Origin of the sequence: Bordetella bronchiseptica (assembly GCF_900636925.1) — a bacterium.
Classification (GTDB): domain Bacteria; phylum Pseudomonadota; class Gammaproteobacteria; order Burkholderiales; family Burkholderiaceae_B; genus Bordetella; species Bordetella pertussis.
Genome location: NZ_LR134326.1, coordinates 2,095,397 through 2,116,513, shown reverse-complemented (window position 1 = coordinate 2,116,513; position 21,117 = coordinate 2,095,397). Strand labels below are relative to the sequence as shown.

The following is a 21,117-nucleotide window of genomic DNA, read 5'->3' as shown; positions in this document are numbered from 1 at the left end:
CCGCGGAGAACCCCGATCATGTTCAAGCGCCGCCTCCTCCGGGCCGCACTGCCCCTCCTGCTGCTCTCGCTGGGAGGCTTCGGCGCCTGGCTGATCAGCCTGCCGTCCGCTCCCGCCGGCCTGGCCAGCCCGCCCATCGCGGCCAGCGAAACAACCGCCCTGCTGGCCTCGCTGGCGCCCACCCGGCGGCAACGGCCGCTCATCGCCGTCGTCGGCATCAACGACGCCACCGAAACCACCGACTACCTGGTGCCCACCGGCATCCTGCGGCGCGCCGACGTGGCCGACGTCGTCACGCTGGCGACCGGCCCCGGCCCGGTCAGACTGTTTCCGGCGCTCACCGTCAAAGCCGACGCGACCCTCGACGCCTTCGACGCGCGCAACCCCGCCGGCGCCGACTACGTCATCGTCCCCGCCATGAGCCGCGACGACGACCCCGCCGTGCTCGCCTGGCTGCGCGAGCAGGCGCGCAAGGGCGCAACCATCATCGGCGTGTGCGCCGGCGCCAAGGTCGTCGCCGCCGCGGGCCTGCTCGACGGCAAGCGCGCCACCACCCACTGGTACTACCTGAAGGAACTGCTAGGCCGGCACCCGTCGATCCGCTACGTCGCGGACCGGCGCGTGGTGGCCGACCGCGGCGTCGTCACCACCACCGGCGTCACCGCGTCCATGCCCATGACGCTGCTGCTGATCGAAGCCATCGCCGGGCGCCACAAGGCCCGCGCCGTCGCCCAGGATCTGGCCATCCCCGCCTGGGATATCCGCCACGCCAGCGGCGCCTTCGCCCTGACACGCCCGTTCGCGACCACCGTGCTCGGCAACGTGCTCGCGTTCTGGAACCGCGAGCAAATCGGCATCGAACTGCGACCCGGCATGGACGAAGTCTCGCTGGCCCTGGCCGCCGACGCCTGGTCGCGCACCTACCGCTCCCAAGCCGTCTCCTACGCCCAGGCATCCGGCGCCATCGCAACCCGCAACAGGATCCGCGTCATCCCCGACGCGGCGGCCGCCGACTGGCCGGCCACGCGGCGCATCGACACCTACACCGACCAGGCGCCGGCGCAAACCCTGGACCGGACCCTACGCGCCATCGCCGGCCGCTATGGCGCGCCCACCGCCAGCGTCGTCGCCATGCAACTCGAATACCCGTGGCGCGGCGCGTCCGCGGCAACGGCTTGGCGTGCGACATCCGCGTACGCTGGGCGTGTTCTTTCGCATGCCGCAGCCCCGCTATTGCCCGCCAGCGCCGCGCCTCAATACCTTGAGCTCTCCGGAAATGCCATCCAGCTCGACCACGTCACCCGTTCGCACCGCCGACCTGGGACTTTCCCGAAAGCCATCCATGATGGGCAGCCCGGCTAGCGCGGCGCCCTGCACGAATACGGGATTGGTCGTGTCGCAAACCAACGCAATAGGCGCCGTCCCCCTGGACTTGAGGTTCAGCAACGCCCAACCAGTGGCGACTCCGCCTTTCGTGTTCTTGAAAATCAGCACCTTGCCAGAAATGCTTTGACCATAGAGGTCATGCGACGGGCGCACGACCTTGCCGGTCGACGCATCGACGTCATACCGCATACTGATGGCGTCGTTCGAGACCAGCGCCTCGCCCATCACCTTGTCGGGAAGGCTGCGCAGGGCCCTCAATACCGGAAGGTCTCTATTCATCGCGAGGCTCCGTAGCGGCGCGGATGCAGTCCTCCAGGCGACACAACTGTATCTGGTAGCCGTGCCCACCCATTATGTTGGCCAGCTTCGCGGAATTCGTCGTCAGACGTGAGAAGCGATTCAGAGAAGCCAGAATCCGCGGAGTCAGCAGGTAAAAACAGACACCTGTCAGGATTTCCACGCCCGCGGCAATCAGCCTGTTCTTGACGCCGCTGGCCTCGATCTCGGCGACCACTGACTCGGGCGCCGTGACGAACATGCGCACGCCGGCCGCTACATTCTTTCCCAGCATGGCGTCGGCGATCAGCGTCAATTCTTGGGCGGAGAGTTGCGGCGCGCTGAACACCACGATGTCCGGATGCACGAAGTCCGCATCATAGGCCTGAAAGACGCGCTCCAGCGCGTCTGCTTCCACATCCAGGATCCTGATATTACGCTCGGCGCTAAGCGTGGACGCCAGGTCCGGCGCTTCCGGCGTCACGCCCACGATGTGAAACATCGCAATCGAGCCAAAACTGGCCAGCGCCGCACCCAGATGCTTGAGTGCATCGCTGTCGGGGCGAACGTCAATCCCGGTGAAAACGGGAACATCCCAATAGCCGTTCATGGTCTTGCCAACCAGGCAGCCCAGCGCTCCCCATTCCGCCAACTCACGCGGCGCAGCATGCACGCGGACGATGACGTTCGCCTTGCGCGGCTCGTCCAGATGAAAACCATAACGGGGCACGCGTCCGGTCATGGACGCGGCCAGGGCCGACGGCCCGGCCTCAAAGTTCGAGCGCGCACCGTAAACCGAATTGGCGTAGATGACCGAGCCTGTGTCACCCCACCCCAGGTGCTCGCCCAGGCCGGGCTGCATGTGGGTCTGGTAGATGATGCAGTTGTTGCATTGCTTGAAGCCCATTTCGCCGAAGGCGGCGACCGTGCGCGTCTCGATCTCGATGGCGCCGGGGTCCTGCCGTAGCCTGGCGCCGTGGAACTCGACGCCACGCGGGTCCGTAATCGTATGCGTGGCGCATGAACCGCCCTGGCGCGCAATGTGCTCCAGGAACTCCGTGCCTACGACGCCCAGCTCCTCCACGTCGCCCGATACATGTACGGAACTTACTTCGACCATGTCTTCGGCGCCGAAGTATTCACCGACCTGTTTCTGCAACTGCAGGGCCCACTGCAACACCGGCCCGCGTCGGCCATCCAGCATGGCTTGCTCTTCCAAGGTCAAATTCATGATGTGCTCAGCGTGAAGGATTGGGATGGTATTTGCGCGCCCAGCGACCAATGATTAGGTCGAATATCCGATCGGCCCCGTATCCCAGGCAGCCCAGCACGAAGATCCCGACGAAGATCTTGTCCGTCGCCATCCAGAGCCGCGAATTGAGGATCAGGTAGCCGATGCCGGATTCCGCCGCGAGCATTTCGGCGGCGATGACGGTCATGAAGGAGATCCCCATGGAGACGCGCATCCCGGTAAGAATGGGGCTCACCGTCGAGGGAATGATGACGTGCCTGAAGATCTGCCAGCGTGTCGCGCCGAACATCTGCGCCGCGCGAATCTTGTTGACATGCGCGTCGGCCACCCCCGCGACGGCACTCAGGGCGACCGTAAAAACGGTTCCATAGACGATGATGAATATCTTGGACGTCTCACCCACACCAAACCAGATCATGGCCGGAGACACCCACGCGATGGGAGGAACGAAGCGGAAGAACTGCAAATAGGGATTGAACGCCGTACGTACCATGGGGAAGTAGCCGATGAGCAACCCCACTACGATGCCGATCGCTGACCCGATGGTGAAACCGGCCACGATGCGGGCCAAGCTGACGGCGGCGTCCACGATGATCGAGCCGGACTCCAGCATCCGCACGCCTTCCTGCAGCGTGGCCTGAGGCCCCGGAAAGAGAATGGATGGAAACAGGCTGCCGCTGGCCCAGGCCCAGACGGCCAGGCCGCAAAGAATCGAGACGATGAAAATGGTCAGGTGCTGAAGTTTGCCTGGAGTTGACTCCGGCAGGACATACGCTTTCATGCCAACGCTCCTTCCAGTCGAGCGCCACGAGCGGCGGCGACCTCTTCGCTGATCAGTCGGCTGATGCGGTTGTACATCTGGCCGAAGTCGGGATGGCCCCGGTCTCTCGGCCGGGGCTGGCTGCAGGTCACCACCTCCTTGACGCTGGAACTCGGTCCCGCTCGCATCACCACGATGCGGTCCGCCAACGCTACGGCTTCCGCAATGTCGTGCGTGACGAAGAACACAGTGCGATGGGTCTGCCTCCAGATCTCGACCAGTTCGTCCTGCAAGGTCGCGCGCGTCTGCGCGTCGAGCTGGCCGAAAGGCTCGTCCATCAGCAGGACCTCTGCGTCGCACGCCAGCACTCTCGCGATATTGACGCGCTGCTTCATGCCGCCCGACAGTTGCGAGGGAAACTTGTTCTCCTGCCCGCGCAGGCCCACGATATCGAGATAGGCGCGCGCCTTCTGGCGGCGTTCCCGCGGCGGCACGCGGGCAATGCGCAAACCGAACTCCACGTTCTCCAGGGCAGTCAGCCAGTGATACAGGGAGTCGTCTCCCTGGAAGACGACGCCGCGCTCCATGCCCGGCCCCTCGATCGGCTTGCCGTTCAACGAAATGGCGCCCCGGTCCGGGCGTTCGAACCCGGCAATCAGGTTGAGCACGGTCGTCTTGCCGCAGCCGCTGGGGCCAAGAATGCAGACGAACTCGCCGCGCCGAAGCTGCAGGGACATCCCGCCGAGCACATCTGGGTCCCCAGGCTTGGCGCCCGGGTGCTTGAACCGGACGTCATCCAGGACCAGATAATCGAATTCCATGACACCCCCCTTGTTCACGCACGAACTCTTATTGGCTTACGACCGCCGCCGGCACGCTGCGCAGGACATCGGGCACAAGCATGCCATCGACCAGCCCCGCCACGTCTGCGCTCTGGATCAAGCCCTTGTCCTTCAACCACCCTCCCGCGCGAACCAGATCGGCCTTGAGCACCTCCGGCGATTCCAACCTGTATTTGAGCTGCTCGAACTGGCGCGGCGCATCCGCCTCGGGCACCTTGAATACGCGGGACAGGACCGCCGCGGCTTCGGCCGCGTTATTGGGATCGTTGAGCCAACGGGTGGCATCGCCGATCGCCAACAAAGTCTTCTTTACGTCCTCGGGCCGCTCGTGCAGGAACTTCTCGGAGAAATTAGTCAGAAACTGCATCGTGTAGATGCCGTTCTGACCGGACATCTCTACGACCTTGAAATCCTTCACGACAGACCTTGCCCGGCTGAACCAGGGCTCCCAGGCGAAGATGGCCTGCACATCTCCGCGCGCGAGCAAGGGAACCATCTCCGGCGTCGCGACGTTGACCAGCTTCAGCGCATCGCGCGAGATGCCGTAATGCTGGAAGTACTGGTCCATGTAATACTCGCCAGCGGTTCCCTTTGGATAGGCGACGCTTTTGCCGACCAGGTCCTGCGCGCCATTGATGCCGCTGATCGCCGCCAGTCCGATCAGGTCCTTGCTATAGGCGCCACGGGCCACGGTCTTGATCTTGGCCCCTTTTGCCCTGGGTCCCAAGGTCGATATTTCCGATGACATGGCGACGTCCGCATCGCCGGCGACCACAGCCTCCAGCGCCATGGCCCCGCTGGCGAACTGCTTGTACGCCGCGTCTACGCCGCGCTGCTTGGCGTATCCCTTGTCCACGGCAATCACCAAAGGCAGGAATACGGCGTCCACGCCGGTGGCGAACTTGACCGGCTCTGCCGCTTCCGAACGGGCGGCGGCCGCAACGATGAGCAGCGACAGGACTGCGATGAGATTTCGACGAAGCATGGTTGGACTCCCTCAAAGATAATGACGTTTACGGCCTGGACGACTCGAACACCAACTTTCCCCCTACATAGGTCTTCAGGATGGGAATCGCCGCAATCTCATGCGGCATGCACTGGTGCGGATCGCGGCCCAGCATCACGGCATCGGCCGCCTTGGATACCGCGAGCGTGCCCGTCTCGCTTTCCTGAAAACCCAGCCAGGCGCCGTTGTAGGTGCACATCCGGATTGCCTCGATCATCGAGACGCTCTGGTCCTGGTCGATCTGGTTGTCGACCAGCAACTGGATCCAGCGCAAGGGGTCGGCCGGATGCACGGGCAGATCGGCGCCGCAACTGGCAATCGCGCCGCTGTCGAGAATCTCGCGGTAGGTATCGATGCGCTTGTATCTCCGCTCGCCCAAGCGCTCGAAGAAAATGCCGTCCCGGCCGCCCCACAAATGCGTGAAGATGGGCTGGACCGCCAGCCCGACCCCTAGATCTGCGGCGCGGCGCACATGGTCGCGCGAAGGAACATGAAAATGCTCGATACGCGGCCGCAGATCGGTCCGGCCCGTCTCTTCAATAGCGCGTTCGTAGGTGGCGAGCAGTTGCTCGATAGCCGCATCGCCCATGGCGTGCATGCCAACCTGCATGCCCCGCTCGAACGCCGCAATCACGAAGTTGTGCAGTTTGATGCTCTCCTGGAACAACGAACCCCGCTCTTCGCTGCAACAGTACGGATCCACCATGGCGGCCGTCTGGATATTGGGCATTCCATCCAGGCAATTCCGCCCGCACCCGCCGACGCCACTCACCCCCAGCTGCATGGCGCGTTCGACGTCGAAGGTCTCGTAGTAAGGAACCACGTGTATCGGCAATTCGTGACGAAACCGCATCAATAATTCGATGTCGCGGTCCGCGCTCATCCGGCTGCCCTCGAAAGCATGAACCGTGGTCACCCCGCGCGTCGCGCCCAGTTGCGTCACGTGCTGAAGCATCTGCCTCGCCTCGTCGTCCGAAATGAAACCGAACACGCGCTGGCGGGCCGGCACATTCGCTGCATCGTTCAGGAACGCCCCGGTCGGACTGCCATCCGCGGCAAGTTCGACCCCAGGCGTACTCAGCGGAATCTCCAGCATCTGGAATGCCTTGCTATTGACCAGGCTGGCGTGGAACGAATCCTCCGCCAGCCATACCGGGCGGCCGCCCGACACCTGGTCGAGCTCTTGCCGGGTCGGATAGCGCTTTTCCTTGAGCCGACCGGCGGCCACACCGTAGCCGCGTATCCACGCGCCCTCGGGCGTAGACTGCGCCCGGCTCCGGACCATGTCGAGCAGATCGCTCAAACAGGCTGCCTCGGTCAGATCAAGCGCCTGGGCCACCACGCCGCCGAACATCAGATGGGAGTGCGAGTCGATGAATCCGGGCAACAGCGTGCTTCCTCGAGCATCGACCACGGTCGCGGCCCGCCCGGCCAGCGGCGACAGCTCCTGCGTGGTTCCCAATGCAAGGATTCGCCCCGCAGCGAAGGCGATTGCCTGGGCGTGCGGGCAGTCACGATCGAGCGTCAGGATATTGGCGTTGATGATGACCGTATCCACGTCGGCCAAGGTAGTTGGGTTCATTCGGGCCCTCTCACGAATTGCGACGGGCAGGCGCCGCCGCCTGCGCCAGGCCCGCCGGCCCGGCAACCTCGACAGCGGACAACCGGCCGACATAGCCGAGTTGCCTGGATATTTGCAGCGCCGCCTCTTGCGCTCTTTGTCCCAGTTCGTGCAACCGCCCATCGGAAAGCCGGCTGCTCGGCGCGGAAATCCCCAGGCTTGCCACGACCCGTCCGGTGGCGTCGAAGATCGGTGCGGCCCCGCCCCCTGTATCCGGCCGCCATGCCCCCAGGAACGCGGCGTAACCTCGTTCGCGTATGGTCCGCAGCTCTTCCATCAATCGCGCGCGATCGACGATGGAGGCCGGCGCGGTGCCCTCGAGTTCGTCCGGCAGCATCGCCAGCAGCTCCTGCTCGTCCATGTTGGCCAGCACCGCCAGGCCGCTGACCGTGCAATTGGCCGGCGTGCGGGCGCCGACCGGAAGATGGACGCGGATGGTCTGGTCCGGCTCGAGCGTGTGCAGGGTGATCATGGAGAATCCGTCGCGCACCGACAGATAAGTGCTTTCCAGCGTCTCCTTGGTCAGCGCCTCCATCAGCGGAGCCGCTGTCGTCAGCAGCGTGCGCTGGGGCACGCCCACCCCGAGTTCGATGATCCTGGGCCCCAGGCGCCATCCCCCGCCCGGCCCCTTCTCAGCGTATCCGCGGCTTTCGAACGTGGACAGGATGCGGAACACCCCTGATTTCGAGACACCCACATTGCGCGCGACAGCCGACAGCGCGATGTCGGATTCGCTCTTGCCGACGGCCTCGAGCACGTCCAGTGCATTCAGCAAATACTCTAAGTGTTTCACTGTGGAGAACGATGTTTTGATGTAGAGAACAAATTCTCCGACTGGAAAAGCCCCAACGTCAAGGCAGGGTTTCTACGCCCCTCCCAAAAGCCGCACGCAAGCCTGGCGATCGCGGCAACGCGCGATCGGCGCCAAGCCGATTCGAAAAACAAAGGGAGAATGGGTGATGCCGCCCGCGGCGGCGGCCATCGAGCGCATCCGCGGTCCACCGCGCAGGCTATCCGCGCAGGATTTGCCCGAAGACATGGCACCGGCGGTGGAAGCCCCCCGGCCAGTGCCTCGAACCGATGATCAGGGCCGGACGTGCCGGCGCAGCCCCTGGCCCAGCGCGCCGACCAGCCCCAGCGCCGCCAGCGTCCAGGCGCCCAGCGCCACCCACATGAAAGCCCGCGCCAGCGGCTCCAGCCAGGCCTGCTCCAGCGCCAACGCCAGATGGTGCGTCGCCATCGCGTACATGCCCAGCGGAAACACCATTGCCCAGTACAGGCCCTCATAGCGCAAGGGATGGCGCTGCAGGCCATGGCGCCACACGCCCAGCACCAGCAGCAGCGGAATCCACCAGCTGCCGCCGGCCCAGAACAGCAGAGTCACACCCTGCACGAACGGCTGCACTGTCTGCAGCAAAGGCCAGGCATGCGACTGCTGCAACAGCAGCGTACCGGCCAGCGTCGAAATCGCCATCGCGCCCATATTGATCCAGTACGGCGGCGACAGATCGGTCGGCGACAGCGGCAGGAACATGATGCGGTAGAAAATCAGCGACATCAGCAAGGCATACAGCACGCCGCCCCACAGCCACAGACCCAGCAGCGCCAGCGCCAAGCGCCCCTGCCACGCCTCGTCCAGGCCCGGCGCGAGCAACGCCCCCAGCCCCACCAGCGCCTGCGTCGCCACCACCGCCAGCAGCCAGCCGCCGCTCATGCCCTGCTCCAGGCGCGGCTTGTCGCGCTTGACCATCACCGCCGCGAAAATGCCGTAGCTCAACACCACCCACAGCACCACCGCCACCGCTTCCAGCCACATCGCCGCCCCTCGCGCATCGGCCAGCAACAGGCACTGCCCGCCCAGCACGCCGCTGGCCGCCACCGCCGTGAAGAAACCCGGCGCGCGCCCGTGATCGCAGGCATCGTTGCGCATGCGCCGCGGATGGCGCAGCAGCCGCGCCAGATTCAGCCCCCACACCACCGCATACAGCAGCACGTTCAGCGCGAACAGCCAGCGCCCCACCGACGCCAAGCCCAGCGAAGCACAGGCCAGCGACACTATGCCGGTAGCCATGACGATGCCGAAACTGGCCGGCGACAGCCCGGCCAGCAGGCCCGGATTTGCAGGGGCCGAGGAAGGAGCGAGCTCAGGACCGCGCGGGGGCATGTTTTGACGGAGGGTGGGGTTCAGGGATCAAGCTATCGGGCAAAATACCATATAACCCCGGCTGGCCAGGCCCGCGCCGCGAGCCTCACTTCACCTTGCGCACCTCGGCCTCGGCCGGCGCCAGCGCCGTGCCGTCCTGCGCGGCCAGCGCCGCCGCGCCCCATGAGCAAGGGCGCGTGGTCGGCGCGGCGCACCGGACAGCGACGCAAGACCGCGCGAGCCGCGCGTAGCCCGGGGCTACCTGCGCGTCGCCAACCTGAACAACACCCAGCTGGCCAAGGCCGCGGCAACGTTATAGACCATCGCGACGGCCAGCGCCCGCCCATAGACCATGGCGCCATCGGCAGCCGGCCAGCGCCCCGCCGCCTCCAGCGCCGCGAACACCACCGCGCCCACCACCGCCACGCCAACCGAAGTACCCACGACCTGCAAGGTGCTCAGCATCCCCGACGCCATGCCGGCCTGCTCCTCTCGCACCGCGCCCAGAATCGCATTGAACGCTAGCGGGATCGCCAGCCCCTGGCCCGCCCCGTTGAGCACCAGCGACGCCACCAGGAGCGGCAGATGGTGCGGCTGCGTCGCGGCGGTGACAGCCGAGAGCGCCACGCCCGCGGCAAACACCAGCACCCCGAACAGCAGCGCGCCACGGCCATAGCGCGCCGCCAGCCGCGGCCCGACCAGCGACGCGCCGAAAAACGCCAACGCCGACGGCGTGAACACCGCGCCCGCCGCCAGCGGCGCCATGCCAAGCCCGAACTGCAGCAACAACGTCAGCGCAAAGAAAAACGAACTGATCGCCGAGAAAAAGAAAAACACGGCGCCGATCCCCGCCACGAACGGCCGGTTGGCAAACAGCCCCATATCCAGCATGGGCACGCCGCCGCGGCGCACCAGCCCTTGCTCATAGTGAACGAAATACCCCAGCACCAACAACGCCAGCACCGGCCCGGCCAGCGACCACCACGGCCAGCCGTGCTCGCGCCCCTCCATCACCGGCACCAGAATCAAGGCCAGCCCGACGGCGCCGAGCAGCGCGCCCCGCATATCCACCTTCGTCGCAATCGGCGCGCGCCACTCGGGCAAGGCTCGCCGCCCCGCCAGCAACGCCGCGATACCCACAGGCACATTGATCAGGAACACCAGCCGCCACCCCAGGCCGAACGCATTCATCGTGATCAGCACGCCGCCCAGCAATTGCGACACCGTCGCCGCCACCCCCTGGACCGCGCCCATCACCCCGAACGCGCGCCTGCGCGCCTCGCCCTCGAACAGCACCCTGATCGACGCCAGCACCTGCGGCATCAACACCCCCGCGCCCACGCCTTGCAACGCGCGCGCGGCTATAAGCTGCCAGGGCGTCACCGCCACCCCGCACAACGCCGACGCCAGCGTGAACAGCCCCATCCCGGCCAGAAACAGCCGCCGCCGGCCGAACAGATCTCCCAGGCGCGCGCCGTTGATCAGGCACAGACCATAAGCCAACGCATAGGCCACCACCACCAGCTGCAAATCCGTATCCGTCGCCGACAGACCCTGCTGGATACTGGGCAACGCCACATTGACGATGAACAGATCGAGAATCGTCACGAAATTGCCCGTCAACAGCACGGCCAGCGCGCGCCAGGGATGGCGCCTTTCAACATTGGGGGGAGGCATCGCGTCCGTCATCCTTATAAATATATATACGATCGTATTTATAGTATGATGAAAACCCCCGTCCGCGCAAATACGCCGAACCCTGCCATGACTCAACCTGCCCCCTCCCCCACCGTCGACGGCCGCCGGCTGCGCGGCGAACGCGCGCGCGCACGCGTCCTGGACGAAGCCGTCAAACTCCTCTCCATCGAGGGACTGGACGGCATCACCTTCGGCCAGGTCGCCGAGCGGGCCGAAGTAGGGAAAAGCAATCTGCAAGTACTGTTCGGCGACAAGGAACGCCTGCAACTGGCGGCGCTCGACCACGCCATCGCCCTGTACCAGGCCCAGGTCATCGAACCGGCCATGCGCAAGCGCACGCCGCTGGCGCGGCTGCGCGCGCTGATGAACGGCTGGTTCGACTTCGTGGAGACCCGTCAGCTGCCGGGCGGCTGCGTCATTACCGCGGCAAGCAGCGAATACCGCGCCCGCCCCGGACCGCTACGGGACGCCATCCGGCAATACCGCGATGGCGCCCGCGCGCGCCTGCGCGAACTGATTCGCCAAGCCAAGGCCCAGGGCCAGCTCGCCGCCGACACCAACGAAGCCAGACTGGCCATGGACCTGCTCGCCTACCAGGCATTCGCCAACGTCGCCGCGTCGATGGACGACGCCGCGGAGTTCAAGCGCGCAAAGGCCGCCGTGGCGCAAATGCTTGCGGGCGGTGCGGGCTGAGGGTCGACCGGCTTGTCGGTGGCAGGCCGTCGCCAGGATTCCGGCTTTGCGACGACTTGGTCCTTCGGTATGACGCGTATCCGCACCGCTCTCGATTACGGCATCATTGCGCCGAGCGACTTTGCGGCCTGTGCAAGCCCACCCAGGACGGAGTCCGCAACACGCGGCGAGAAGTCCTGCGGCAAATCGGCTTGCACGGCGGCAATGATCGCGGGCGTACGGGCCAACAGGTCTTCAATGATCGGCTCCGCCGTCGGGCCATAACCAACTTTTTGTGCGGTGCTGTTGAAGTGCCTACGCTGGATGCCGTGCATCTCGTAATGCCGGTTCTTGCCAATCAATGCCATCGCCAATTTGATTTCGAACGGCGACCACTGATTCGCGCCATCGCCCAGTACCGGATAGGCCGACATCACGTCGTACAGTCTAGTCAACTGGAAACGGCCGCGTGGCAACAACTGGATGCTGAAATTCTTGGCGTGGCCATCGGGTGCCCGCAGCAACCAAAACAGGATCTGCGCCGCCATCAACGTTCTCATATCGACCGCTGCGTTCACTGACTGCCGCAGCGTGGCGAATAAGGCCTTGAGTCCTGGGCCGCCCTCGTTTTCATACTTGCGTAGCGACGAGCACCCCTCGACCTGGCAGAAATCTTCCTGCGGCAGGCGCATCAGCCATTGCCCGTTGGGCGCAACACGCCGATCGAATCGCTCGACCACCAGCACTCGCTGCTGTCCGAAGGTTGCGATGCTGGCCTCAGCCACATCCAACCCATACGCCTTCAGCAGCTTCAGACACAGCCATTCGTTATCAACAGAAGTGCTGAAGTCAGCCCGCCGTCCACCCACCAGGCCCAATGGAAGTTTGAAAATATGGCTCGTCGATGTCGCGCCACGCGGCGCAAGCCACTGTCCGCCCCACCACAGGAAGGCTGTCTTCTCTTGCGCGCCGGCCAGAGAAATTCTGAAATCCGCGTCCGGGTCCCGGCCCGCAGCGAAGGCGCGCGGCGTAACGGTTTCGATCAAATGCCGCTCGATGTCCTCCTCGGACAGAGGCACGCCCTCGATGCGATCAAAGCCCTCAGGTATCTCTTCGTCTTCCAGGATCTGTACGGCGCCAACGCAATCGCGTCCGATGGCTTTCAACAGATCGAAGGGATCGACCGAGCCCGTCCTGAATCGCTCGGCCGCGCGACGACGGATAGCGTCGCTGTCCGGTAGCAGATTGTCGAAGTAGTTGGCGACTCTCTCCCCCTTGAGGGGCAGATTCTGCAAGTTGAATGGCAGCGACAGCGAAAGTGGCCGGCCGACGTCGGCACGGACCCAATCCACGTCGTACTGCAGTTCCATCTCTCCGCGAGCGGGAACCGTCCAACGCCCGACGCGAACGCCGTTGGTCCAGATGGACAGGCTGCGGCTGTGCGATCGGCGCCCCATGTCACCAATCCGCGTCGGAAGACCCTGCGGGACTTCCGCGAGTCGCAATCGTCAACTCCAACCCTAGCGCCGCGCACCAGGCCAGGAGCTGCTCCACGCTCAGTTGATGGGCATTCAACTCCAGGTGCGAGACCCGCGACTGGCTCAGGCCGATACGACTGGCCAGGGCCGATTGAGTCAGTCCCTGTGCTTTGCGTGCAGCCTGCAAGACCGCGCCAAGCTGGCCGGTAGTGAGCAGAGGTTGTGATGGCGGCGGCATTGGAAATACCTGATATTCAGATAAAAGCATAATAGCTGGAAATCAAATATTTGTAAAATATCTGAAATTCAGCTATCAATCCACCGACTTACGCCCGGCACATAAGCTGCAGCCATGAACGTAGCAAGCGAGGAACGCTGCCCTGGCTCCTCAAGCAGGACGCCAACCCGCCCTCCATGAATCCAGCAAGCAGCGCGCCGCGATAGGCCGATACACGTCGACGCGCTGGATCAGCGTTACCGCATCCAGCCTGGGCCTTGGCAATCTGCGACGCCAAGAAAAAATGCCATCGATGACGCGGTCGCAATCATCGATGGCATTAAATGTGGAATCAATGAATCGGATGCCCGACTCACTCCACTCAGTTATCAACGGCGAGAAAAATCTGTTTTAAATCAGAGTATTGAAACAAACAGATCCGCCAATGCCACGCAAAATACCATGGCGGACCAATCAGCCCCACATCAGTGACGCAAACGCGCTGCGGTGTCGATCTGCCTTCTTCAGACGACATTGAGTCAAAAGAACTTGCTCCACGCCGCAGGACAACAGCGATCCGGCTTCATCATCGCCCAGCACTCTTTCGTTTATTGCGTTTTTCGTTTATTTCGAATATGCTAGCTGAGATTGCTTCACAGCCCAGGAACTAGCCATGACCACCACCACCCCAACCAAGATGACGCTGCCCGCCGAACGAGAGGTCCAGGCAGCCGTGCAGGGGCAACGCGCCTTGGCGGCCTACTTGGCAACGCGCTTCGAAACACAACACATCCAGATCTTCGATGACCGGAACCAAGCCCATCAGGTGGAGTTGCCTACCTCCGCGCTGCGTTTGTTGGTCGATATCCTGGCCGAGTTGGCTGGCGGCAATGCCGTAAAAGTCGTACCCGTCCATGCGGAGCTGACGACCCAGGAAGCTGCGGACATGCTCAACGTCTCCCGCCCTCATCTGGTCAAGCTACTGGAGGATGGCGTGCTGCCGTTCCATCGAACGGGGAAGCATCGCCGGGTGAGGTTCGCGGACCTGATGCAGTACAAGGATACACGCGACCGCGCTAGCGAGGAGGCCATGGCCGAACTCGCTCGCCAGGCCCAGGAATCAGGCATGGGGTACGAATGAGGTACTCCCCCTTCACTGTCATCTTCGATGCCTGTGTTCTCTATCCTGCGCCGCTGCGCGACTTTCTGATGTGGCTAGGGTTGTCGGGACGGGTCCGTGCTCGCTGGAGTCGCGACATTCATAAGGAGTGGAAACGCAATTTGCTACTCAACAGGCCTGATCTGACACGTGCACAGGTGGATCGGACTTCAGACCTGATGGATCGCGCAATCCCCGATGGTTTGGTAGATGGGTATGAAGATCTCATTGCAGGGTTGACTCTGCCCGACCCCGACGATCGCCATGTTCTCGCTACGGCCATCCGCTGCGGTGCCAGCGTGATCGTGACCTTCAATCAACGGGATTTCCCAGCAGACGTGCTCGCTTCCTACGGAGTTGAATCTCAACATCCCGACGAGTTTGTGGAGAATCTCTTTGACCTTGATGCAGCAGCGGTGGTAGCCGCCGCGCAGCGACAGCGGGCGCAACTCAAGAATCCGCCTGTTGACGTCGACCATTATCTGGAGATCCTATTCCGGCAAGGACTAGTTCAAACGGTCAAAAACTTAACGACCTATCGCTCCATTCTCTAATCGAGCACCATTCTGAACAGCAGTATCACTGAAGCAACGCGAGGCTTTGATGCTTTCCTGTGAACGCAAAATTTCAACTGGTTTTTACGCCCCAACACTGGTCCGATTCGACTAAATTTTATCCAAACGATGCTGTGCTTAGTAGCCAGCAGAGAAATTGGAGGAACGCCAGACCTTAGTAGTCTAAGATAAACAATGGAGACTAGAATTTGCGATTCTTAGCTGACGGACCATCAATCCCCGATGACCTCCTCCTGGCCAGAGATCAGGGCCGTGTAATTTTCTTCTGTGGTGCGGGAGTATCAAGAGCGCACGCGAAACTCCCTGATTTCTTTGGCTTAGCTCGTAAGGTAGTTTCCAAGCTTGGCGTTGATCAAAACAGTCCAGCCCATAAGCTTATACAAGAGGCTCAGGAAATTGACCGACGCGTTGGCGTTCCCGGTGTTATATCGGCCGACCGTGTCTTCGGACTTCTGGAGAGAGACTTTGCCTCGCGTGACATTGAGGAGGCGGTAGCATCTGCATTGAAGCCGTCAACGGGATGTGATCTCACTGCACATAGGATTTTGCTCGACTTAGCGACCACGCCAGAGGGCTCTGTTCAATTGGTCACGACGAACTTCGACAGATTGTTTGAAGACTGCGGTAGAAAACTTCCAACATGGCAACCGCCGAGGTTACCAGACCCTTTACACCAAAATGAGATCAATGGAGTAGTTTATCTTCATGGTCGATCCACTCCCACTTATACCGGCGCTGAGGGTGACGGATTTGTTCTCTCAAGCTCCGAATTTGGTCGTGCATATCTATCGGACGGATGGGCAACAACATTCATTCGTGAAATACTTAACAAGTATGTCGTTGTATTCGTTGGGTATACGGCTGACGATCCACCCGTTCAATATCTTCTTGAAGCATTGCGGAAAGCTTCAGGAAGGCTTGAGAACGCTTATGCTTTTCAGTCCGGTGACTACGGTGGCGCTGCTGCACGATGGCAGCACAAAGGTGTTGAAGCTATTCCCTATAGCTCTGATAACGAACACGCTGCTTTATGGCAATCCCTTGAAGCTTGGGCAGAGCGTGCGCGTGATCCTGATGCTTGGTATGCAAAGGTTATTGACGCATCCAAGAAAGGGCCAGCAGCAGTTCAGCCGCATGAGCGAGGTCAGGTGGCACATGTCGTTTCCACCTATGAAGGTGTGAAGAAGTTCTGCGTCGGCGAAATTTTTCCACCTGCTGAATGGCTTTGTGTGTTCGACAAGTATCGCCGATTTGCAAAGCCGGGCAGTTCAGGCTCATTGGGCCATAAAGGACCCTATGTTGATCCGTTTGATCTATATGGCCTCGATTCAGACACCACGCCCAGCAAACCTGATCCTGAAGATCATTATGCTAAGCGCGAGGCTCCAACCGATGCGTGGGACGCCTTCGAACTTAATCGCCTTGATCGATCACCGATCCGCGATGAAAATCTTGCCGCGCTTCGCGGACATTGGGCTAACCATTCCCCACGTCTTGTCCCGCGGATAGGTCAGTTGGGAGTATGGCTAGCAAAGGTCTGCGACCAACCTGCCGCTGTGTGGTGGGCAGCTCATCAGCAGTCACTTAATCGGAGCATTCAAGAACTCATTTCATGGGAGCTAGAGCGAAGCAATCGCCCCATCCACAAGGACATTCGCAACGCTTGGCGGTCGCTTTTTGAGGCTTGGAACTACGTCGAAGACTTCCACAGAGATTGGTACGCGTTGCAAACCGTCATTAAGGCCGACGGATGGAGTAGCGCTGTCACTCGGCGGCTTGGGGAGGTGCTTCGACCTCATCTTTCTGCGGAGCCGGATTTCTGGGGTGGCCCAAAACCGCCTGCACTGGTGCCAGATAGAGAGGACGGCGCCCGCTTGTTTCGGATGGACGTCAAATATCCTGAAACGCATGAAGCAATAACGGTAACGGACGAGTGGTGTGCAATTGTCGTTAGAGTCCTGCGACAGAATCTTGAGCTGACCCTTACACTTGAACACGAAATAGGAGGTTACGGCCTTAGCAATATAAGCCCGATAGTTCAGGACAGTATCGAAGGCGCCGACCATCATCGAACTCACGGACTTTCGGCCGCAGTTATCCGATTTGCCGAACTTTTTTCGCAACTGAGCAAAACCAATAGAGCTGCCGCTAAGCGCGAGTTTTTGTCTTGGCCTACGGACGATGACACCATCTTCGCACGATTGCGAATATGGGCATCAGGAAATCGAAGCGTCGTCTCAGATGATGACTTCGGACAATTTATAGCGTCTTTGAGCGATGACGCATTCTGGAATAGCTATCATCAGCGAGATCTTTTGTTAGTCCTCGCGAATCGATGGAAGAAACTCAGCGGTAAGTCTCGCAAACTAATCGAAGAAAAACTGGTGATAGGCCCAAAGCGATGGCAGCGCGAGAAGATTGCAGCCTTCGATAGCAGACGAGCTTGGTCGATTCTAAATCGCATTCAGTGGCTTCAAAACTCCGGATGCAAGCTTTCTGCCAGCACCCGCAGACAAGCGAAGCTGCTCCGTGCTGCTGTGCCCGACTGGAAAGAGGATTATGGCGGGAAGGCTGCTGAATCGTTGGAAGGTCGGACTGGATGGGTCAGGACTAACACCAGTCATGAGGAACTAGCGGAAACGCCCCTTTCACTAGTGCTGCTGCGAGCCAAGGAACGTAGCGGTCGATCAGACGATTTTCTCGTCGAGAACGATCCTTTTTCCGGCCTCGCCGCTCAACGCCCTGCGCGCGCTTTTTCTGCGTTGACCTATGCAGCTAAACGAGGGAATTTCCCAAATTGGGCATGGCAACGGTTCCTTAATTCAGAGGCACGGAAGAATGACAAGGCAAGATTAGCCTGGTTGATTGCCGAACGACTAGCTCGTTATCCAAATGCGCAGCTTGCAACGATCCTCCGCCCTGCGACCGATTGGCTGCAAGATGCCAGTGCGAAACTAAGCAAAGACTGCCTTCCTGTTTTCGACCGCATTTTCAGGAAGCTGGCTGGCGTCCTCCGTGAATCTCCGAACGAAGGACGTTCGGGTATTGTGCGTGGTTCCAAGAAACCAGACTGGACGATGGAAGCGATTAATTCGCCTACGGGTAAGATCACGCAGGCGCTTTTTAATGATCCCCGCAAGGATAATCTCAATCAAAATCAAGGCTTTCCTCCCGAATGGCTCGTTCACGCTGAGGCCCTGTTGACGCTTCCAAACGACTTGCGCAGACATGCGATTGTGATCTTGTTTCACAACCTCAACTGGTTTTTTGCTGTCGATCCGAAATGGACGGAACAATATTTGTTGCCTGCGCTTCAAGGTAACGACACGGACGACCGCGACGCAGCATGGTCGGGCTTCTTATGGGGGGCGAGAACTCCAAATCGAGAGCTCTATATGCGGTTGAAAAACGACATGCTGGAGTTCGCCGCTAATCCACTCCCATCGCGCCGCTCATATGGTGAAATCATCGCAGGTATGATCCTTGCCGGGTGGGGAACTGTCGACAACGTCACCGGCAAGCGCTGTATCTCCAATGATGAGATGCATAGCTTACTTTTGACGGTCGATGACGAGTTTCGATCACGGGTACTATGGCAGGCTCAACGATGGTCTGACGAGAAGAACGAAAACTCACACGAGCGATGGGAAGGACAGCTTTCCGAACTGCTTCAGATTTGGCCGCGCCAACTGTCAGCCAGATCGCCCAACACGTCAGCTCGCCTTTGCGAATTGGCTTTCTCCAGCGGCGATCAATTTCCTACCATAGCGGCACTGGTTTTGCCGCTCCTGAGCAGAATCGAGCATGACCATTTGATGCTGCCAGAGCTTCGTCGATCCGGAGACAACATAGTAGACCGGTACCCAGAACAGGCGCTGGAGCTGCTTCATGCCGTTCTGCCAGACAACGCGTTGGCATGGCCCTATGGGGTGGAAGGGATATTGAAACAAATTGGGGAAGCGAGCGGCGCGCTAAATAGCGACGATAGACTGATTTCTCTGAAGCGACGATGGGATGCAAGGTGATGCACAACATGCCCACATGGTTCACGAACCACACTGCCTTTCTGTTCTTTGCGTCTTTACCGTTATTAAAAGGCATTGTCGTCGGAGGGATGAATGTCGTCACCCGTGCGGCGAGGCGGGCTGCGATCTTGATGTCATGAAAACTCAAGAACACCCCATGCCTCGTCAGAAATGGCTGATACGCTTTCCCGATACCATGCCAGCGTCATTTAGCTAGTCATGATATCGGCGATTTTTTCGTGGCATGCCTTTCGCATGCCATGAAAAATACCATTGATGATGTCGGAGATATCGTTATTGAGATTAAATTTTTATCATTAAATCAATAACTTATAAACAATCCTTACTCCCACTCAATCGTCGCAGGCGGCTTGCTCGATACGTCGTACACCACCCGGTTGATGCCGCGCACTTCGTTGATGATGCGCGAGGAGACGCGCGCCAGCAGCGGGTGCGGCAGGGGCGCCCAGTCGGCGGTCATGAAGTCGAAGGTCTGCACGGCGCGCAGCGCGACGACGTATTCGTAGGTGCGGCCGTCGCCCATGACGCCGACCGATTTGACCGGCAGGAACACGGCGAAGGCTTGCGAGGTGAGTTCGTACCAGGTCAGGCCGCTGGCCGGGTCCTTGGCGTTGCGCAGTTCCTCGATGAAGATGGCGTCGGCGCGGCGCAGCAGTTCGGCGTACTCGTGCTTGACTTCGCCCAGGATGCGCACGCCCAGGCCGGGGCCGGGGAACGGGTGGCGGTAGACCATCTGCGGCGGCAGGCCCAGGGCCACGCCCAGTTCGCGCACTTCGTCCTTGAACAGTTCGCGCAGCGGCTCGAGCAGTTGCAGGTTGAGCGTATCGGGCAGGCCGCCGACGTTGTGGTGCGATTTGATCGAGGTGGCCTTGCCGGTCTTGGCGCCGGCCGATTCGATGACGTCGGGGTAGATGGTGCCTTGCGCCAGCCATTTGGCGCCCTGCAGTTTGCCGGCTTCGTCCTGGAAGACTTCGACGAATTCGCGGCCGATGATCTTGCGCTTGGCTTCGGGGTCGGCGACGCCGGTCAGCTTGCCCATGAACTGGCTGGTGGCGTCGACATGGACGATCTTGACGCCCATGTTCTCGGCGAAGGTCTGCATGACCTGTTTGCCTTCGTCCAGGCGCAGCAGGCCGTGGTCGACGAAGACGCAGGTGAGCTGGTCGCCGATGGCGCGGTGAATGAGCGCGGCGGCCACCGAGGAGTCCACGCCGCCGGACAGGCCGAGGATGACTTCGTCGCTGCCGACCTGTTCGCGGATGCGGGCGACCGCTTCCGAGATGTAGTCGGGCATGTTCCAGTCGCCCTCGCAGCCGCAGATGTCCTTGACGAAGCGCGCCAGCATGGCCTTGCCCTGGACGGTGTGGGTGACTTCGGGGTGGAACTGCACGGCGTAGAAGCCACGGTCCTCGTCGGCCATGCCGGCGATGGGGCAGGAGGCGGTGGAGGCCATCAGCTTGAAGCCGGGCGGCAGTTCGGTGACTTTGTCGCCATGGCTCATCCACACCTTGAGCATGCCGTGGCCTTCGTCGGTGGTGAAGTCGGCCAGGCCGTCGAGCAGTTTGGTGTGGCCATGGGCGCGCACTTCGGCGTAGCCGAATTCGCGGTGGTCGCTGAAGCTGACGGTGCCGCCCAGTTGCTGGGCCATGGATTGCATGCCGTAGCAGATGCCCAGCACGGGCACGCCGACTTCGAACACGGCCGCCGGCACGCGCATCGAGCCCTCTTCGTAGGCCGATGCGTGGCTGCCCGAGAGGATGATGCCTTTGAGGCCCTGCGCGACCTGGTCGCGCACGAAGGCGTCGTCGACGTCGCCGGCGTGGATTTCGGAGTAGACGCCGGCTTCGCGGACGCGGCGGGCGATCAGCTGGGTGACTTGCGAACCGTAGTCAAGAATGAGGATGCGCTGGTGCATGGAGATTCTGCCGGTTGGAAATAAAAGCGCACCGGCCAGAACCTGGCGGGCTCTGCCGGTGCGCGATGCAT

At 61.4% G+C, this 21,117-nt stretch carries 16 protein-coding genes and 1 pseudogene; 5 read left to right on the top strand and 12 right to left on the bottom strand.

Features of this window, described 5'->3' with window-relative positions:
• The first annotated feature begins 18 nt into the window (after positions 1-18).
• Positions 19-1,362: a DJ-1/PfpI family protein gene (locus tag EL288_RS09810; RefSeq protein WP_126621915.1), complete on the top strand. Its 1,344-nt coding sequence runs from the start codon at positions 19-21 to the stop codon at positions 1,360-1,362.
• 39 nt (positions 1,363-1,401) lie between these two features.
• Here EL288_RS09810 and EL288_RS24440 read toward each other — a convergent pair.
• The 9 genes and pseudogenes from EL288_RS24440 to EL288_RS09765 form a co-directional block, all read right to left on the bottom strand.
• Positions 1,402-1,575, bottom strand: a pseudogene (locus EL288_RS24440) (aconitase X swivel domain-containing protein); the annotation flags it as partial.
• Positions 1,576-1,657: 82 nt separating this feature from the next.
• On the bottom strand, positions 1,658-2,893 hold the full coding sequence (locus EL288_RS09800) for an aconitase X (protein WP_033452164.1): 1,236 nt from the start codon (positions 2,891-2,893) through the stop codon (positions 1,658-1,660).
• A gap of 7 nt (positions 2,894-2,900) precedes the next feature.
• Positions 2,901-3,695 (bottom strand): ABC transporter permease, encoded by a 795-nt coding sequence (locus EL288_RS09795; protein ID WP_033452163.1) that lies wholly within the window; start codon positions 3,693-3,695, stop codon positions 2,901-2,903.
• Complete coding sequence (locus tag EL288_RS09790) at positions 3,692-4,495, bottom strand: ABC transporter ATP-binding protein (RefSeq protein ID WP_033455293.1); 804 nt, start codon at positions 4,493-4,495, stop codon at positions 3,692-3,694. The genes EL288_RS09795 and EL288_RS09790 overlap by 4 nt, the downstream gene beginning before the upstream one ends.
• A 28-nt stretch (positions 4,496-4,523) precedes the next feature.
• Positions 4,524-5,501: an ABC transporter substrate-binding protein gene (locus EL288_RS09785; RefSeq protein ID WP_033452159.1), complete on the bottom strand. Its 978-nt coding sequence runs from the start codon at positions 5,499-5,501 to the stop codon at positions 4,524-4,526.
• Between the two features lie 28 nt (positions 5,502-5,529).
• Positions 5,530-7,104: an amidohydrolase gene (locus tag EL288_RS09780; RefSeq protein ID WP_033459764.1), complete on the bottom strand. Its 1,575-nt coding sequence runs from the start codon at positions 7,102-7,104 to the stop codon at positions 5,530-5,532.
• 10 nt (positions 7,105-7,114) lie between these two features.
• A complete protein-coding gene (locus EL288_RS09775; RefSeq protein ID WP_033447289.1) occupies positions 7,115-7,918 on the bottom strand; it encodes an IclR family transcriptional regulator in 804 nt (267 codons plus the stop codon).
• 309 nt (positions 7,919-8,227) lie between these two features.
• Positions 8,228-9,307, bottom strand: a complete 1,080-nt coding sequence (locus EL288_RS09770) for a tellurite resistance/C4-dicarboxylate transporter family protein (protein WP_033459767.1) — start codon at positions 9,305-9,307, stop codon at positions 8,228-8,230.
• Between the two features lie 237 nt (positions 9,308-9,544).
• Entirely contained in the window at positions 9,545-10,975 is a 1,431-nt protein-coding gene (locus EL288_RS09765; RefSeq protein WP_080703532.1) for an MFS transporter, read from the bottom strand.
• A 12-nt stretch (positions 10,976-10,987) separates the two neighbouring features.
• On the opposite strand from EL288_RS09765, the gene EL288_RS09760 reads away from it, so the two are divergent.
• On the top strand, positions 10,988-11,677 hold the full coding sequence (locus EL288_RS09760; protein ID WP_033459800.1) for a TetR/AcrR family transcriptional regulator: 690 nt from the start codon (positions 10,988-10,990) through the stop codon (positions 11,675-11,677).
• A 95-nt stretch (positions 11,678-11,772) separates the two neighbouring features.
• On the opposite strand, the gene EL288_RS09755 is transcribed toward EL288_RS09760, so the two are convergent.
• Together EL288_RS09755 and EL288_RS09750 are read right to left on the bottom strand one after the other, a co-directional pair.
• Entirely contained in the window at positions 11,773-13,113 is a 1,341-nt protein-coding gene (locus tag EL288_RS09755; RefSeq protein ID WP_033459770.1) for a type II toxin-antitoxin system HipA family toxin, read from the bottom strand.
• Position 13,114: 1 nt separating this feature from the next.
• The gene (locus tag EL288_RS09750) at positions 13,115-13,372 is read right to left on the bottom strand and encodes a helix-turn-helix domain-containing protein (protein ID WP_019247974.1); all 258 of its coding nucleotides are present in this window, start codon (positions 13,370-13,372) and stop codon (positions 13,115-13,117) included.
• A 652-nt stretch (positions 13,373-14,024) separates the two neighbouring features.
• Between EL288_RS09750 and EL288_RS09740 the strand changes: the two genes are divergently transcribed.
• The 3 genes from EL288_RS09740 to EL288_RS09730 all read left to right on the top strand — a co-directional run bounded on the left by EL288_RS09740 (position 14,025) and on the right by EL288_RS09730 (position 19,110).
• On the top strand, positions 14,025-14,492 hold the full coding sequence (locus EL288_RS09740; protein ID WP_033459772.1) for a helix-turn-helix domain-containing protein: 468 nt from the start codon (positions 14,025-14,027) through the stop codon (positions 14,490-14,492).
• Positions 14,489-15,064: a PIN domain-containing protein gene (locus EL288_RS09735; RefSeq protein WP_080704460.1), complete on the top strand. Its 576-nt coding sequence runs from the start codon at positions 14,489-14,491 to the stop codon at positions 15,062-15,064. The genes EL288_RS09740 and EL288_RS09735 overlap by 4 nt, the downstream gene beginning before the upstream one ends.
• 209 nt (positions 15,065-15,273) lie before the next feature.
• Positions 15,274-19,110, top strand: coding sequence for an SIR2 family protein (locus tag EL288_RS09730; protein WP_080704461.1), 3,837 nt, complete (start codon positions 15,274-15,276; stop codon positions 19,108-19,110).
• A 343-nt stretch (positions 19,111-19,453) separates the two neighbouring features.
• Here the strand turns inward: EL288_RS09730 and guaA are convergent, their stop codons facing one another.
• Positions 19,454-21,046: a glutamine-hydrolyzing GMP synthase gene (guaA, locus tag EL288_RS09725; protein WP_003812366.1), complete on the bottom strand. Its 1,593-nt coding sequence runs from the start codon at positions 21,044-21,046 to the stop codon at positions 19,454-19,456.
• Positions 21,047-21,117 lie beyond the last annotated feature (71 nt).

Bases quoted from the DNA above. Each gene is read 5' to 3' on its own strand.
- EL288_RS09810 (WP_126621915.1), top strand. From the start codon at position 19: ATGTTCAAGCGCCGCCTCCTCCGGGCCGCACTGCCCCTCCTGCTGCTC.
- EL288_RS09800 (WP_033452164.1), bottom strand. From the start codon at position 2,893: ATGAATTTGACCTTGGAAGAGCAAGCCATGCTGGATGGCCGACGCGGG.
- EL288_RS09795 (WP_033452163.1), bottom strand. From the start codon at position 3,695: ATGAAAGCGTATGTCCTGCCGGAGTCAACTCCAGGCAAACTTCAGCAC.
- EL288_RS09790 (WP_033455293.1), bottom strand. From the start codon at position 4,495: ATGGAATTCGATTATCTGGTCCTGGATGACGTCCGGTTCAAGCACCCG.
- EL288_RS09785 (WP_033452159.1), bottom strand. From the start codon at position 5,501: ATGCTTCGTCGAAATCTCATCGCAGTCCTGTCGCTGCTCATCGTTGCG.
- EL288_RS09780 (WP_033459764.1), bottom strand. From the start codon at position 7,104: ATGAACCCAACTACCTTGGCCGACGTGGATACGGTCATCATCAACGCC.
- EL288_RS09770 (WP_033459767.1), bottom strand. From the start codon at position 9,307: ATGCCCCCGCGCGGTCCTGAGCTCGCTCCTTCCTCGGCCCCTGCAAAT.
- EL288_RS09765 (WP_080703532.1), bottom strand. From the start codon at position 10,975: ATGACGGACGCGATGCCTCCCCCCAATGTTGAAAGGCGCCATCCCTGG.
- EL288_RS09755 (WP_033459770.1), bottom strand. From the start codon at position 13,113: ATGGGGCGCCGATCGCACAGCCGCAGCCTGTCCATCTGGACCAACGGC.
- EL288_RS09750 (WP_019247974.1), bottom strand. From the start codon at position 13,372: ATGCCGCCGCCATCACAACCTCTGCTCACTACCGGCCAGCTTGGCGCG.
- EL288_RS09740 (WP_033459772.1), top strand. From the start codon at position 14,025: ATGACCACCACCACCCCAACCAAGATGACGCTGCCCGCCGAACGAGAG.
- EL288_RS09735 (WP_080704460.1), top strand. From the start codon at position 14,489: ATGAGGTACTCCCCCTTCACTGTCATCTTCGATGCCTGTGTTCTCTAT.
- guaA (WP_003812366.1), bottom strand. From the start codon at position 21,046: ATGCACCAGCGCATCCTCATTCTTGACTACGGTTCGCAAGTCACCCAG.